Source organism: Mycolicibacter longobardus (assembly GCF_002102265.1).
GTDB classification, from domain to species: Bacteria; Actinomycetota; Actinomycetes; order Mycobacteriales; family Mycobacteriaceae; genus Mycobacterium; species Mycobacterium longobardum.
In genome coordinates this window covers 47,595-60,985 of sequence record NZ_LQPG01000004.1, presented here as the reverse complement: position 1 = coordinate 60,985, position 13,391 = coordinate 47,595, and the positions used below count along the sequence as shown (strand labels likewise).

The 13,391-nt window shown below is 67.0% G+C and carries 14 protein-coding genes; 5 read left to right on the top strand and 9 right to left on the bottom strand.

What is annotated here, in order from left to right; translation table 11 throughout:
• Positions 1-176: 176 nt before the first annotated feature.
• The 3 genes from AWC16_RS24795 to AWC16_RS00515 form a co-directional block, all read right to left on the bottom strand.
• Positions 177-1,445 (bottom strand): hypothetical protein, encoded by a 1,269-nt coding sequence (locus AWC16_RS24795; RefSeq protein ID WP_207572222.1) that lies wholly within the window; start codon positions 1,443-1,445, stop codon positions 177-179.
• Positions 1,446-1,602: 157 nt separating this feature from the next.
• Positions 1,603-2,427, bottom strand: a complete 825-nt coding sequence (fdhD, locus tag AWC16_RS00520) for a formate dehydrogenase accessory sulfurtransferase FdhD (protein WP_085262887.1) — start codon at positions 2,425-2,427, stop codon at positions 1,603-1,605.
• An 87-nt stretch (positions 2,428-2,514) separates the two neighbouring features.
• Positions 2,515-4,224, bottom strand: coding sequence for a GMC oxidoreductase (locus AWC16_RS00515; protein WP_085262886.1), 1,710 nt, complete (start codon positions 4,222-4,224; stop codon positions 2,515-2,517).
• A 253-nt stretch (positions 4,225-4,477) separates the two neighbouring features.
• On the opposite strand from AWC16_RS00515, the gene AWC16_RS00510 reads away from it, so the two are divergent.
• The gene (locus AWC16_RS00510) at positions 4,478-5,746 is read left to right on the top strand and encodes a PucR family transcriptional regulator (RefSeq protein ID WP_085262885.1); all 1,269 of its coding nucleotides are present in this window, start codon (positions 4,478-4,480) and stop codon (positions 5,744-5,746) included.
• A gap of 19 nt (positions 5,747-5,765) precedes the next feature.
• Here AWC16_RS00510 and AWC16_RS00505 read toward each other — a convergent pair whose 3' ends face one another.
• From AWC16_RS00505 to AWC16_RS00485, 5 genes are all read right to left on the bottom strand, one after another.
• Positions 5,766-6,197, bottom strand: coding sequence for a hypothetical protein (locus AWC16_RS00505; RefSeq protein ID WP_085262884.1), 432 nt, complete (start codon positions 6,195-6,197; stop codon positions 5,766-5,768).
• A 184-nt stretch (positions 6,198-6,381) separates the two neighbouring features.
• A complete protein-coding gene (locus AWC16_RS23810; RefSeq protein WP_133055893.1) occupies positions 6,382-6,900 on the bottom strand; it encodes a hypothetical protein in 519 nt (172 codons plus the stop codon).
• Between the two features lies 1 nt (position 6,901).
• Positions 6,902-7,972, bottom strand: a complete 1,071-nt coding sequence (locus AWC16_RS00495) for a hypothetical protein (protein ID WP_133055892.1) — start codon at positions 7,970-7,972, stop codon at positions 6,902-6,904.
• Complete coding sequence (locus AWC16_RS23805) at positions 7,973-8,284, bottom strand: hypothetical protein (protein WP_133055891.1); 312 nt, start codon at positions 8,282-8,284, stop codon at positions 7,973-7,975.
• 273 nt (positions 8,285-8,557) lie between these two features.
• Positions 8,558-9,421, bottom strand: a complete 864-nt coding sequence (locus AWC16_RS00485) for a helix-turn-helix transcriptional regulator (RefSeq protein WP_085262880.1) — start codon at positions 9,419-9,421, stop codon at positions 8,558-8,560.
• Between the two features lie 104 nt (positions 9,422-9,525).
• On the opposite strand from AWC16_RS00485, the gene AWC16_RS00480 reads away from it, so the two are divergent.
• Both AWC16_RS00480 and AWC16_RS00475 read left to right on the top strand, forming a co-directional pair.
• A complete protein-coding gene (locus AWC16_RS00480) occupies positions 9,526-10,434 on the top strand; it encodes an alpha/beta hydrolase family protein (protein WP_085262879.1) in 909 nt (302 codons plus the stop codon).
• Positions 10,435-10,458: 24 nt separating this feature from the next.
• On the top strand, positions 10,459-11,106 hold the full coding sequence (locus tag AWC16_RS00475; RefSeq protein WP_085262878.1) for a TetR/AcrR family transcriptional regulator: 648 nt from the start codon (positions 10,459-10,461) through the stop codon (positions 11,104-11,106).
• Here AWC16_RS00475 and AWC16_RS00470 read toward each other — a convergent pair.
• The gene (locus AWC16_RS00470) at positions 11,103-11,678 is read right to left on the bottom strand and encodes a VOC family protein (protein ID WP_085262877.1); all 576 of its coding nucleotides are present in this window, start codon (positions 11,676-11,678) and stop codon (positions 11,103-11,105) included. The two genes, AWC16_RS00475 and AWC16_RS00470, sit on opposite strands and share 4 nt — an antisense overlap.
• A gap of 89 nt (positions 11,679-11,767) precedes the next feature.
• Between AWC16_RS00470 and AWC16_RS00465 the strand changes: the two genes are divergently transcribed.
• Positions 11,768-12,406 carry a TetR/AcrR family transcriptional regulator gene (locus AWC16_RS00465; RefSeq protein ID WP_085262876.1) on the top strand — a complete coding sequence of 213 codons (639 nt, stop codon included), beginning with the start codon at positions 11,768-11,770 and terminating at the stop codon, positions 12,404-12,406.
• Between the two features lie 2 nt (positions 12,407-12,408).
• Complete coding sequence (locus tag AWC16_RS00460; protein WP_085262889.1) at positions 12,409-13,359, top strand: 2-hydroxyacid dehydrogenase; 951 nt, start codon at positions 12,409-12,411, stop codon at positions 13,357-13,359.
• Positions 13,360-13,391 lie beyond the last annotated feature (32 nt).

The following is a 13,391-nucleotide window of genomic DNA, read 5'->3' as shown; positions in this document are numbered from 1 at the left end:
GATGCCAACTCGACCACGGCCAACCCCGAACCAACCCCTTCCACTTCATCGAAGCCGTCATCGACTACCACACCCGAAAAACCCCGCCCGCCAACAAAACCGACCCCGACGACGATCGGAAACCCGCAGCCTGACGCCGACGAAGAACTCACCCGAGCAGTCGGAGCTGACCGGCGTTAACCGCAGTTGCCGCCGCCGGTTCCACTGCCGGGGCCGCCGGGTCCGCCAACGCCGGGTCCGCCACCGCACCCGCCTCCGCCGCCACCACCGCCCTGGCTGCCGGGGGTGTTGCCGGTGGTGCCGGTCGCGCCGTTGTTTCCGTTGATGCTGCCGGCGCCGCCTTGGCCGCCGGCACCGCCCTGACCGCCGGGGCTGTCGGGGCCTCGGATCCCGGCGAAGCCGCCATTGCCGCCGTCACCACCGTTGCCGCCATTGCCGGACAGCAGCGCGGCACTGCCGCCGGCACCACCGCGTCCACCGTTGCCGCCCGGGGTATTGGTGGGGGTGCCTCCACCACCGCCACCGCCGCCACCGCCGCCGCCGCTGCCGTTCACCGGTGCCCCGTCGCCGCCCTTGCCGCCGGCTCCGCCGTTGCCGCCGTTACCGGCCCCCAGGGATGCGCCGTTGCCGCCGTTGCCGCCGTTGCCCGCGGCGCTGCCCGCCCCGCCGGCCACTCCTTGGGTGCCGATCAGACCGGCGCCGCCGTCGCCCCCGTTTCCGCCGTTGCCGTACCACATGCCGGCATTGCCGCCGGCGCCTCCGTCACCACCGGCCACCGTCCCGTCGGAGGCTCCGCCGGCGCCCCCGTTGCCACCGTTGCCGAACAGGCTGCCGCCGTCGCCGCCGGCGCCACCGGCCGCGCCAGCAGCACCGGCACCGCCGTCGCCGCCGTTGCCGAACAGGCCGGCCGAGCCGCCCGCCCAGCCGGCACCACCGTTCACGCCGATCTCGCCCGCGGCTCCGGCACCGCCGTTGCCGAACAGGAAGCCACCGTCCCCGAGGTCACCGAACGTGCCGGAACTACCCAGCAGGGAGGTGTTCGCCTCGGTGAAGTAGTCGAGGCCGTTGCCGATCAGCTCACGCCCGAACAGGTAGACGAAGGGCGCGTTGATCATCTCCGCCATCTGCATGCCGGAAGCGCTGGCGAGCCACTCCTGCAGCGCATCGTTGATCGCCTGCCCGAAGTCCAGCGGTCCTGCCTCCGCGCTGCCCAGGCCGACTGACAGATCGCCGAGGGCTCCGGCGTCGCCGAGTGGGTCGGCGGCCTGGCCGCCGTCGAAAACATCGACCACCGGGTCGACGAAGAGGTCCCACAGATCCGCGTGCGCGGCCGGGGCGGCGGCCAGCGGCGCCAGTCCGGCGACCAGAAACGCTCCGGCGGTGCTGCCGACGCTGATCAGGCGGCTGTTGAGCATGCGACGCCGATCCTGACGGTGAGTGGCCATCGGGCACCTCCTCGGGTTTCCGACCAGGGTTTACTCAGTCTCGTCACACTAATCCCTGAATCCGGAAAAGCAAGAGAGATCGGCCACTATTGCCCGCGATTGCGGGATATGCAGGCGGGTTATGGCGCTATTGCGCTCCGAGAAACTGAACTGCGGATCAGCCGGTGATCCGGTCGGCCCGGCTGTAGACGTTCATCGAGTCGCCCCGGAGAAAAGCCACCAGCGTCAGTCCGCAGTCCACGGCCAGGTCGACGGCCAGCGACGACGGTGCCGACAGCGCGGCCAGGATGGGAATGCCGGCCATCACCGCCTTCTGGGTCAGCTCGAAGGAAGCCCGCCCGCTGACCAGCAGCACCGTCCCGGCCAGCGGTATCCGGTTGCGTTCCAGCGCCCAGCCGATCACCTTGTCGACGGCGTTGTGCCGGCCGATGTCCTCGCGAACCACCTGCATCGTGCCGCCGCCGGAGAAGTCGAACAGCGCCGCGGCGTGCAGACCGCCGGTGCTGGCGAAGACGTCCTGCGCGGCACGCAGCTGATCCGGCATCGCCGTCACCGCCGCCGCGGGAACCCGGACCGGGTCGTCGCCCGGGCGGTGCCGGCTGGCCAGCCGCACCGCCTCCAGCGAGGCCTTGCCGCAGATTCCGCAGGACGAGGTGGCGTAGAAGTTGCGGGTGATGTCCACCGCCGGCGGCGGAACGTCCGGCGCCAGCGTCACATCCAGCACGTTGTAGGTGTTGGCGGAGTCCGGGCTGCCGCAGTATCGCGCGGCCACCACGTCGTCACGCCCGCCGATGATCCCCTCGGTGAGCAGAAAGCCCTGCGCCAGCTCGATATCCGATCCGGGTGTGCGCATCGTGACGGTGAGTGGCACACCGCCCAGCCGGATTTCCAGCGGCTCCTCCACCGCCAGTGTCTCGGGCCGCTGCGTCGCATCCCCGGCGGCGAGGTGACTGACCGGCCGACGTTGCGTTATCCGACTCATTGCTCCATCTTGCCCGGTCTGCTCGCATCTTCGGCCGCCCGCGCTGGGATCCGACGATGATAGGGCGAAAACTCTTGGAGTGCACGGTCATCCGGCGACCCCGCGCCGGACCACCGGGAGCCGCAGTGCTGCCGGTGCGCCCACCGGCACCACCGGGTGGTCCGGGGTGACCGGCTGGATGCGGCGGTAGCCGCTGCCCTGCTCGGGCCGCTGGTCGGCTTGCCCCTTGTTCGGCCACATCGCGGCGGCACGCTCGGCCTGGGCGGTGATCGTCAACGAGGGGTTCACCCCCAGATTCGCCGAGACCGCCGAGCCGTCCACGACGCTGAGGGTCGGATAGCCGTACACGCGGTGATAGGGGTCGATCACGCCGTGGTCGGGATCCGCGCCGATGGCGCAGCCCCCGAGGAAATGCGCGGTGAGTGGAATGTTGAACAGCTCTCCCCACGTTCCCGCGGTCACTCCGCTGATCTTCTCCGCGATCCTGCGGGTGGCCTCGTTGCCCTCCGGGATCCACGTCGGATTCGGCTGGCCGTGCCCCTGTCGGCTCGACAGGTGCCGGCCGCGCAGTCCGCCCTTGGTGAAGGTGGTGATCGAGTTGTCCAGATGCTGCATCACCAGTGCGATGACCGTGCGCTCACTCCAATTCCGCACCGTCATCACGCGCAGCAGCGCGACCGGATTCCTGGCTGCCACACCGAGGAACTTCAACCAGCGTGGCCAGCGGCCGCCGCCGTCGGTCATCAGGGTTTGCAGCAGGCCCATCGCGTTGGAGCCCTTGCCGTAGCGCACCGGTTCGACGTGGGTGTCACCCGAAGGATGGAACGAGGAGGTGATGGCCACCCCCCTGGTGAGGTCCAGACCGGGGTCCACCTTGTACTTCATGGCGCCCAGGATGGACTCCGAGTTGGTGCGGGTGAGCACGCCGAGCCGGTCGGACAAGCCGGGCAGAGTTCCGGTGTCCTTCATCTTGTGCAGCAGATTCTGGGTGCCCCACGTGCCGGCGGCCATCACCACGTACTGCGCGGTGTAGGTTCGGCGGTGCTTTCGCAGTATCGCCCCGCTCTGCACCGTCTCCACGTGCCACCCGCCGTCCGGCGCCTGCCGTAGCGACGTGACGGTGGTCAGGGGATGCACTGTGGCACCGGCCCGTTCGGCAAGTCCGAGATAATTTTTCACCAGCGTGTTCTTGGCGCCGTAGCGGCAGCCCACCATGCATTCTCCGCATTCCACGCAGCCGGTGCGTTCGGGCCCGGCGCCCCCGAAGAACGGGTCGGCGACGGTTTTGCCGGGCTCCCCGAAGAACACACCGACCGGTGTCTGGATGAAGGTGTCACCGACACCCATGTCCTCGGCAACCGCTTTGACGATCTCATCGGCCGGGGTCATGTGCGGGTTGCGAACCACGCCGAGCATGCGCTGTCCCTGCTCGTAGTAGGGCGTCAGCTCGTCTTCCCAGTCGGTGATGTGCTTCCACTGGGGGTCGTTGAAGAACGGGGCGGGCGGCTTGTACAGGGTGTTCGCGTAGTTCAGCGACCCGCCGCCGACCCCGGCGACGGCCAGGATCACACAGTCCCGTAGCAGGTGGATTCGCTGGATACCGAAGCAGCCCAGTTTCGGTGCCCACACGAATCTGCGCAGATCCCAACTGGTTTTCGCGAACTGCTCGTCGGTGAAGCGACGCCCCGCCTCCAGCACACCGACCCGGTATCCCTTCTCGGTGAGCCGTAATGCCGTCACGCTGCCGCCGAATCCGGACCCGATCACCAAGACGTCGTAGTCGAACTGCTCAGCCATGGGGCTCCTCCTCATTTGACGCCGGCATGCGCCGTAGCGCCGGTAGTCGGGTAGTCGGGTAGTCACGATCGGCACGTATCGGCCCCGTTCGCTACGGAAACTACGCAGCCCGACTCGACGCGGCGACGTCCTCAGACGACGAAACTTTGAGCGGATCGTCGTCTTCGGGGGACAAGGTTCGGGATGCGCGCACGGGCGCCGAGAAACCACGAATCGCTGCGACGAAACGGCGGGTAGCAACTACCGTCGGGTCATGGGGGACAGCGCCCGTGACCGCGCCGCCGTTGCCGATGCTGCAGCGACGATCGTGGGCCGGCTCTACGACAGGCTCGACGACATCACCCGCGACATCCAACAACTGGTGGTCACCGAGATGTCCGAACTGGGCGGCGACGCACAGTTGCTGCAGCTGCTGCGAGACACCGCCGCCACCAGTGTCGAATCGTTCTTCTCCTCGATTCGTCATGGCATCCCGGTCCGGAACCTGGAGCCGCCGACCCCGGCGCTGGAGTATGCCCGGCGCCTGGCGCAGCGCGACGTGTCGGTGAATGCTCTGACACGGGCCTACCGGCTGGGGCACCGGGCGACGCTGCGAATGGTGATCAACGAGATCCGCGCCGCGAATCGGGATCCGGAACTGAGCCTGGCCGTCTACGACCTGATGGAAGACGTGTCGTTCGAATACATCGACCAGATCTCACAGCAGGTGGTCGCCAGCTATCAGGACGAGCGTGACCGTTGGGTGGCCAATCGAAACAACCTGCGCGTACTGCAGGTTCGTGAGCTGCTCACCGGGGGCGACGTCGACGTGGACGCCGTGACGACCGCGCTGCGCTATCCATTGCGGCGCCACCATCTGGCGGTCGTCGTCTGGTATCCGGAGTCCTTCGAACGCGCCGACCCGCTGTCCATGGAGCGGTTCGTGCAGAAGCTCGGGGAATCGGTTGATGCGCGCAACAATTCGCTGTTCGTTCCGGTCGATCGAGTGACCGGTTGGGGCTGGATTCCGCTGCCGGCGAAGTCCGCGCCCACTGCGCCGGCACGGCTTCGCGCATTCGTCGAGAACGCCACCGGCTGCCCCTGCGTCACCGCGGGCAATCCGCTGCCGGATATCGAAGGCTTTCGCCGTTCGCATCGGCAGGCACGGGACGCATGGACGGTGGTGAGCGCCGCCGGTACCGTCGACCGCCGCGTCACCATTGCCGACGATGCCGGGCTCGCGGTGGCAGCACTGGCAGGTCGCGATGTCGACGCCGTGATCGCCTACGTCGGTGAGGTTCTCGGCCCGTTGGCCTCCGCCACCGACGGTGATGAACGGCTGCGAGAAACGCTGCGGATCTTCCTGGGCGCCGGCTCCAGCTACACGGCCGCCGCCGAGGAACTTCACCTGCACCACAACTCGGTGAAGTACCGCGTCCAGCGTGCGGTCGAACGCCGGGGCCGGCCCATCGCCGGCGACCGGCTGGAAGTGGAAGTCGCGTTGCTGCTGTGCGAATGGCTGGGCGCGGCGGTGCTCAGCTGAGCGTCGCGGGGCCTCTGCCTCAGCCGAGCTGGTGCAGCTGGAACGGCCTGGAGGCCAAGGTACTTCCCGGGCATTCGCCGTTGGAACTGTTCGTGACCACACCGCCGAGCGACACCGGGTCGATCGATACCCGGATGATCGTCGGCGCGTAGCTGCCGTCCGCGCAGATCGCCCCGTCCGGTTTGGTGACGCTGAAGTGCCAGTGCCCATCGATCAGGCTCATGGGACTGGTCCAGCCCTGATTGCTGGTCACGCTCCCGTGGCACTCGGCCGGGCCACAGCTGGTGGCGATCGTCCAGGCGAACTCCTGGTCTGCGCCCTGGTAGACGCCGTTGAGCAGCGGCGGGTCAGCGTATGCCGGTCCGGCGGCGATGACCGCGGCAGTGCACACGGCCACCGCGCGGGCCAGGTTGCGGGCCGAGCGCCGAAAACGGTTCGCAAAGAAGATCATGGTGATCGAGGAAGTTATCAGAAAGTTCCGTGCCGACTCGGCATTGGCAGGTCACGATTTTCACGTGCCGCTACACCGACCGGATGACGTCGACCTTGATGATCAGGCGGGCGGATTACCTGCACCGGAATGCGAAACGGGTCTTCAGGCTGAGCGCCTGGCCGCGGCCGCTGCGGTATCCGGTTCAACTCTCGGGTTGGTCCGGTACCCGACGGGGATCGTAGTAACGGCGCGGCTCGGGCCGGCCCTCCGGCGGCGTGGGGCTGTTGGAGGCCGGTGGTGTTTCCACTGCTTGTGGCGTGTAGCGGTACTCGTCGGGGATATCCGAGACGTGCATCGGGAGTTCCACGTCGTCCGGATTTCCGCTCCACAAGATCGTCGTTGGATCACCTGGGTGCCGGAACGATGCCGACAGTCGATTTTCTTCCAGAGCGAGAAGGTAGTAGTAACGCACCGCCTCGTCCAGCGACAGCCATGGCCCAGGGTCGATGAGCGACTGCCGAGTATCGCTGACCAGACCCCAGGTGATATCTGATGGCGGGGCTTTGTATACGAGGAAGATCCATGCCCCCTCGGTCCAAGCGTGAGAGACGACGTAGGGGTCAGGTCCTCGCAGCTTCCCGGCAAGGATGTACTGCAAGAGACCCTGCAGCACTTCCGTTGCGAACCTGCGCTGTGATTCGCTGACTTCCGAGGTCGACACGTCAAGCGCCATCGGGAACGGGGAAGTGGGTGTTCACCCACTCTGGAACTTTGGTCCAACCGGGCGCCATGTCAATCACCCCGCTGCCTCCTTTGAGCGGGTACATCGTAATGACTCCCTTCTGTCCTCCGCCATACACGTCCGGACGTGGTTCGCCGATGTCAGCGACAATCCTGATAGTCAGAATTTCACCTGTCCTGTGGAATTCCGTCCATCGAATTGGGCCGAGACGACGCACTCGCGCTTCGGTGCGCTCGATCGGGACCTCGTATACGAGGGTATTGCCCTCCTTGATCTTCGGGACGCTGTGCGAGATCAGATCTGTGAGCACGTTCGGGTTGGTTATGCCGTGCTTTCCTGAAACCTTGTCCCATCCCCAGCCTCCGTTCGGCTGATCTGAATTCCAGTAGCCGCGCCGGAGGATGACGTGGTTGCCTGCCAGGTCGGTTGCCTCTGCGATCACATCGTCCCGGGGAGGCCCGGGTGGCCACGGACTCAACGGCCGATCCCAGCCGGCAAGGCGGACGGTGTGGTCCGGTTCGTCGAACACCACCTTGTCGAGGCCTTCGGTGGCGGCGACCTGGGTCGCGATTTCGTGGTCTTTGGCGGCCAGCGCCGCCACCTTGTGTCGAATGAACGAAGCGTGCTGCTGTGCGGCGGTCTGGCGGGCGGCGCGGTACGCAGGAGAGCCGCCCTGGGAGCGGTCGGTGACCGAATAGTCCTCACCGACGTCAAAACCGTCGTCCTCGGCTTCGCGCACTGCGCTGAGCACCGCGCGCTTACAGAACTGCAATGCCTGGTCGCCGCGGCGGGCGATTCCGCTGGCCTGGTGCAATTGATCAGCCGGGGTACGCACCTTCACCATGTCGTCGTAGGCGCGTTGCTGGGCGCCCTCTTGGCCCGGACCCTGCCACGGTGTCCCGGCAGGGTTGGAGACGCGCCGGTGCACATCGGTGAACGTCTCGTCCCATAGGTTTGCGGTGCGTTCCCAATAATCGGCCGCGTCGCGGAGGTACGCGGTGTCCAGAGTTGTCACCTGCGACAACGTCAATATCGGCGCTGCGGCAGGCATTTAACACACCGTGGGCCGGGCAATAGCTTGCATGCGAGCTGCAGCTTCGGTTTCGTGCGCGGCATATGTGCTCGCTGCGTTGGCAAGTTTGGCCGCGGTGGCCTCCATTCGCGCCGTGCAGTTGGCGTTCGCTGCCGCTACTTGAGTGTTGACCGCGGCAACTGCTGCTGCGCTGGACAGCGGCGAGGACGCCATACTGGTCGTTGACACTTTGGAGGCCAGCGTGGCGGCCAACGACTCACACCAGCCGGCCTCAGTCTGCAACGCCGCAGCGGTGACTCGGAGCGTCTCGGCGTTCTGCGGCGACACCATGACCGAACCCTAATTCCCAACGCCCTCCTGGCGCACCTCACCACCGGCCCGGCGGCGGCTGGAGCTTGGAAGAAGCAGTGCAGGCGACGAAAGCGCTCACCGCCTCCGCGGCCGATATCGCATGCTGAAAGTCGCACCGCTGGGCGGTAATTCGGCGCCGCCGAAGATTGCTGACCAGCATCCCGGTGGTGGTCTCCAGTGCGATCGACTCGACGGTCGATATCGCCCGGACCACGCGCCGCGGCCGCACTGTCTGAAGGTCACGATTTTCAGTCAGACGCCGTGCGACTCGGTGGTCGCGACCCAGCTGGCGAGCAGCTGCAGCGCTTCGGCGGAGCGTGAATGCGGTTCGGCGGTATAGCCGATCAACGACAACCCGTCGGTTCCGCTGACGTCAAAAGCGTTGTAGGTCAAGGAGAGTTCTCCCACGGTGGGATGCTGAAATCGCTTGACTCCGTGATAGTGCGCCTTGACATTGTGGGCGGCCCACCGGGTACGGAACGGTTCGCTACGGGTGGCAAGCTCCCCGACGAGTCCGGTGACGGCCGGCGAGTGCGGCGAGCGGGCGCCTTCGGCCCGCAACAGCGCAACCGCGTCGTCGGCCGCGGAATCCCAGTCGGGAAAGACATATCCGGCCGACGAATCGAAGAAGATGAATCTAGCCAGGTTGGGCGTGGCCGTGCCCCGCTCGAATACCGGCGCGTACAGCGCGCGGCCCAGCGCGTTGGCGGCGACGACATCGAGGTGACCGTTGAGGACCACGGCGGGAGCGCCGACCATCGCGTCGAGCAACGCCTGCACCCCGTCGGCGACGGTTGCTCCCCCGCGGCGGGCCGGGCGGGTCCGGCCGGCTCTGGGGGCGGCGGCCCGGGCCAGATCGAACAGGTGGGAGACCTCGGCGTCGGTGAGCCGCAATGCCCGGGCGATCGCGTCGAGGACCTCTTCGGAGACGCCCGCGACGTTGCCGCGTTCGATCTGCGTGTAGTACTCGATGCTGACTCCGGCCAGCTGGGCCACCTCCTCGCGCCGCAGCCCGGGGACCCGACGTCGTCGCCCGGGTGGCAACCCCACCTGCTCGGGCGTTATCCGTGCGCGCCGGGTCATCAGGAAGCCCTTGATGTCCTGGCCGATGTCCATGTGTCTCACAGTAGAGAAACGCCGTGCGGTCCAGACAGGAACTGCCAGTACCCCCTATAGGCGCCAACTCCCTACCCCGAATGAACCTGCCTAACGTTGGCGGCATGACAAGCAACGAACAACAGCAGGCATTCGACGGCTTTGTGGACATGTGGGTGACCGGCACGACAGCGGGCCGGCGCGCCCCGCTACTGCGCGACCCCGGCGAGGTGGGGCTGGCGTTCGAGGAGGTTTCGTTTCCCTCCACGGACGGGGTCGAACTGCGCGGCTGGTTCATTCCGGCCGACTCGCAGAAGCTGATCATCCACAATCACTTCCTGCCCGGGAACCGGTACGGCTACCCCGGCCACCTGCCGGAATTCGGCGGGCTGGGCGGCTTCGAGGTGAACTTCCTCCCCGAATACAAGGCGCTGCACGACGCCGGCTACAACATCCTGTGCTACGACCTGAGCAATCACGGCGAAAGCGGATCCCGAGCCAGCACCGGGATCGGCCTGGTGGAGTACCAGGACGTCATCGGCTCGGTGCGCTACGCCAGATCACGGCCGGACACCGCGGCCATGGAGACGTTCCTGCTCAGCGTCTGCCTGGGTGGCGACTCGACCTGCGTCGCCATGGCCAAGCACCCCGAGGAGTTCGAGCACATCAAATCGCTGATCCTGCTGCAGCCGGTGTCGGCGGACCCGATCATCGAGAATTTCGTGCGGGACAACGACATTCCCGACGGCTACGCGCGCTTCGACCAAGAGGTGTTCGCCCGTACCGGCTTCCACCTCGCGGAGCAGTCACCGATCGAGTACGCCAAGTCGATTCGGATTCCGACCCTGGTCGCCCAGGTGCACCACGACACCATGACCCGCCCGGAAGACGTGCAGGCGATCTACGACGCCATCCCCGCGACCGAGAAGAAGCTGCACTGGATCGAGGGCACCACCCGGCGCTTCGACGGCTACAACTACTTCGGCGAGCATCCCGAGGTGGCCCTCGACTGGTTCGACAGTCACGCCTCCTAGCCCGGCTTCTGTCGCGGTGCCAAGATGGTGGCCATGGCTTCCGCCAACGAATCGGGCACGCGCTCCTACGGCGGGGTGGACGCCGTCGACCGCCAGGCCTCCCGGCGGGCCCGGTTACTGGAAGCGGGGCTCGACCTGCTCGGGGCCGACGTGCCGCAGTTCGCCGAGTTGACCATCCGCAGCGTCTGCCGGCAGGCCGGGCTGACCGCTCGCTACTTCTACGAGAGCTTCGCCGACAAGGACGAGTTCGTCAGCGCGGTGTTCGACTCGGTGATCGGTGACCTGGCAGCCAAGACCCAGTCGATCGTGAGGTCGGCGCCGTCCGATCAGCAGACCCGGGCCGGTATCGCCAACATCGTGCGGACCATCGCCGGTGACGCCCGGATCGGACGTCTGCTGTTCGGTGTACATCTGAGCAACGCGGTCGTGGTGCGCAAGCGGGTGGAATCCAGCGCCCTGCTGGCGATGCTGTCCGGTCAGCACGCCGGCGCCGCGTTGCGCCTGCCGGAGAACGACCGGATCAGGGCCGCCGGACACTTTGTCGTCGGCGGGGTCGCCCAGACGATCAGCGCCTGGCTGGCCGGCGAAGTGCGGTTCAAACCGGAACGATTGGTCGAGCACCTGACCGCGCTGCTGGACAGGCTCACCGACCCCGCACTGTACCGGGACTAAGTACTGGCCGGGACTCGCCTGTCGGCTGCGGTCTTCGGCGTGACGTGCTTTTCGTCGCCGGTGAATTCCTTGGTCCAGCAGGCGAATTCCAGCGTGATTCCGTCTGGGTCCTGGAAGTAGAACGAGCGAACATATACACCCGGATGCAACGTCGGACTCGCCTGCCACTCGGACTCGTCGTGGTTGAGGACCGGGCCGACCCGGACACCCTTCTCCTTCAGCCGCTTCCGGTAGGCGTCGAACTTGTCGGCCGGCACATGGAAGGCCAGGTGGTTGAGCGTGCTCACCGCGCTGGTGATCTCACCGATGCCGGGTATGGCGGCCGGCGCGGAGATACCGGGCACGCCGTCCGGAGCGTCGCGGAACCAGAAGAAGGCCACGCAGTCGCCGTTGCCGGCATCGAAGAAGAAGTGCTGACCGATACCCGCGGGCAGGTCGAGCGACTTGATCAGGGGCATGCCCAGGATGTTGCTGTAGAAGTCGACGGTGCGTTCCATGTCCGAGCACACCATCGCCACGTGGTTGATCCCGCTGATCTCGAATTCGGTGTTGACACCGTGCGGCTTGATCATTTCGGCGGCTCCTCTGGTCAAGATCCGAAACTGAATCTAACATCAGATTCAGCTTTGATCCAGACCACCGCGACAGGAAGTCAGATTCGTTGTCGACTGCCCCCGAGCAACCCGGTCACCGCGACCCGTTGCCCACGCACCGGGGCCGGCGCACCCAGGCGGCGATCGACGCGGCCGCGCGCGCGGTGATAGCCCGCAAGGGTGTCCTGGCCACCACCATCGCCGACATCACGGCCGAGGCCGGCCGATCGGCGGCGTCGTTCTACAACTATTACGACTCCAAGGAAGCGATGGTCCGACAGTGGGCGCTGCGCTTCCGCGACGAGGCCGGGCAGCGGGCATCCAGTGTGGTGCGGCACGGCCTGTCCAACCGGGAGCGAATCGAGCAGGCCACCGCCGCGCACTGGCACACCTATCGCAATCGGCTGGCCGAGATGGTCGGCGTCTCGCAGCTGGCGATGGTCAACGAGGACTTCGCCCGGTATTGGGCGGACATCTGCGCGGTCCCGGTCGGGCACATCACCGAGACGGTGAAGCGCGCCCAGGCCGAGGGCTACTGCGCCGACGATGACCCGGAGCTGCTCGCGGTGGCGATCGTGTCGATGCTCAACCAGTTCTGCTACGTCCAGCTCGCCACGCCCCGCGACGGCGCCGGCCCGGATGACGAGGCCTGTATCCGCACGCTGGCCAACGTGTTCTATCGGGCCATCTACACCGAGGAGCGGTGACCGTGCGGGTCCTGGCGCACTTCGTTCCCGGCCCCAAGGTCGAGGAATTCGTTGCGCCCGAGTCCGATTGGCTGGACATCCGATGGTGCGCCGCCGACGATGACGCCACCTTCCGCCGCCAGCTCGCCGAGGCCGAGGTGATCTGGCACGTGCTGCGACCGCTCTCGGGCGACGATCTGCGCAGCGGCCCGCGGCTGCGGCTGGTGCACAAGCTCGGCGTCGGCATCAACACCATCGACGTCGACGTCGCGACCCAGCGCGGCATCGCGGTCGCCAATATGCCCGGCGCCAATGCCGCCTCGGTGGCCGAGGGCACCGTGTTGCTGATGCTCGCCGTGCTGCGCCGGCTGCTGCCGCTGGATCGCGCGACCCGTGAGGTACGCGGTTGGCCGACCGATCCCACGCTCGGTGAGCACTGCCGCGACATCGGCGGCTGCACAGTCGGCCTGGTCGGTTTCGGCAGCATCGCGCAGCGGGTGGCCGGGATCGTGGCCGCCATGGGTGCGCAGGTACTGCACACCAGCACCCGCGACGACGGCACCCCCGGATGGCGGCCACTGCCGGAACTGCTGGCCGCAGTCGACATCGTCTCGCTGCACGTGCCCCTCACCAACGCCACCGAGGGTCTGATCGACCGGGCCGCGTTGGCGCGCATGAAACCCGAGGCGGTGCTGGTCAACACCGCGCGCGGACCCATCGTCGACGAGGCCGCACTGGCCGACGCGCTGCGCAGCGGCAGGCTGGCCGGAGCGGGGCTGGACGTGTTCGCCGTCGAGCCGGTCACCGCGGACAATCCGCTGATCGGGTTGGAGAACGTGGTGCTGACGCCGCATGTCAGCTGGTACACCGCCGACACCATGCGGCGCTATCTGGCTGCGGCCGTCGACAACTGCCGTCGGCTGCGCGACGGGCAGCCCCTGACCAACGTAGTCAACCAACCGACTGGTTGTTAGATTCACTTTCACGTACCCACCGAAAGGCCGTA

What these genes read in the sequence shown, in the direction of transcription:
- AWC16_RS24795 (WP_207572222.1), bottom strand. Translation starts at nt 1,445, where the DNA reads ATGGCCACTCACCGTCAGGATCGGCGTCGCATGCTCAACAGCCGCCTG.
- fdhD (WP_085262887.1), bottom strand. Translation starts at nt 2,427, where the DNA reads ATGAGTCGGATAACGCAACGTCGGCCGGTCAGTCACCTCGCCGCCGGG.
- AWC16_RS00515 (WP_085262886.1), bottom strand. Translation starts at nt 4,224, where the DNA reads ATGGCTGAGCAGTTCGACTACGACGTCTTGGTGATCGGGTCCGGATTC.
- AWC16_RS00510 (WP_085262885.1), top strand. Translation starts at nt 4,478, where the DNA reads ATGGGGGACAGCGCCCGTGACCGCGCCGCCGTTGCCGATGCTGCAGCG.
- AWC16_RS00505 (WP_085262884.1), bottom strand. Translation starts at nt 6,197, where the DNA reads ATGATCTTCTTTGCGAACCGTTTTCGGCGCTCGGCCCGCAACCTGGCC.
- AWC16_RS00495 (WP_133055892.1), bottom strand. Translation starts at nt 7,972, where the DNA reads ATGCCTGCCGCAGCGCCGATATTGACGTTGTCGCAGGTGACAACTCTG.
- AWC16_RS23805 (WP_133055891.1), bottom strand. Translation starts at nt 8,284, where the DNA reads ATGGTGTCGCCGCAGAACGCCGAGACGCTCCGAGTCACCGCTGCGGCG.
- AWC16_RS00485 (WP_085262880.1), bottom strand. Translation starts at nt 9,421, where the DNA reads ATGGACATCGGCCAGGACATCAAGGGCTTCCTGATGACCCGGCGCGCA.
- AWC16_RS00480 (WP_085262879.1), top strand. Translation starts at nt 9,526, where the DNA reads ATGACAAGCAACGAACAACAGCAGGCATTCGACGGCTTTGTGGACATG.
- AWC16_RS00475 (WP_085262878.1), top strand. Translation starts at nt 10,459, where the DNA reads ATGGTGGCCATGGCTTCCGCCAACGAATCGGGCACGCGCTCCTACGGC.
- AWC16_RS00470 (WP_085262877.1), bottom strand. Translation starts at nt 11,678, where the DNA reads ATGATCAAGCCGCACGGTGTCAACACCGAATTCGAGATCAGCGGGATC.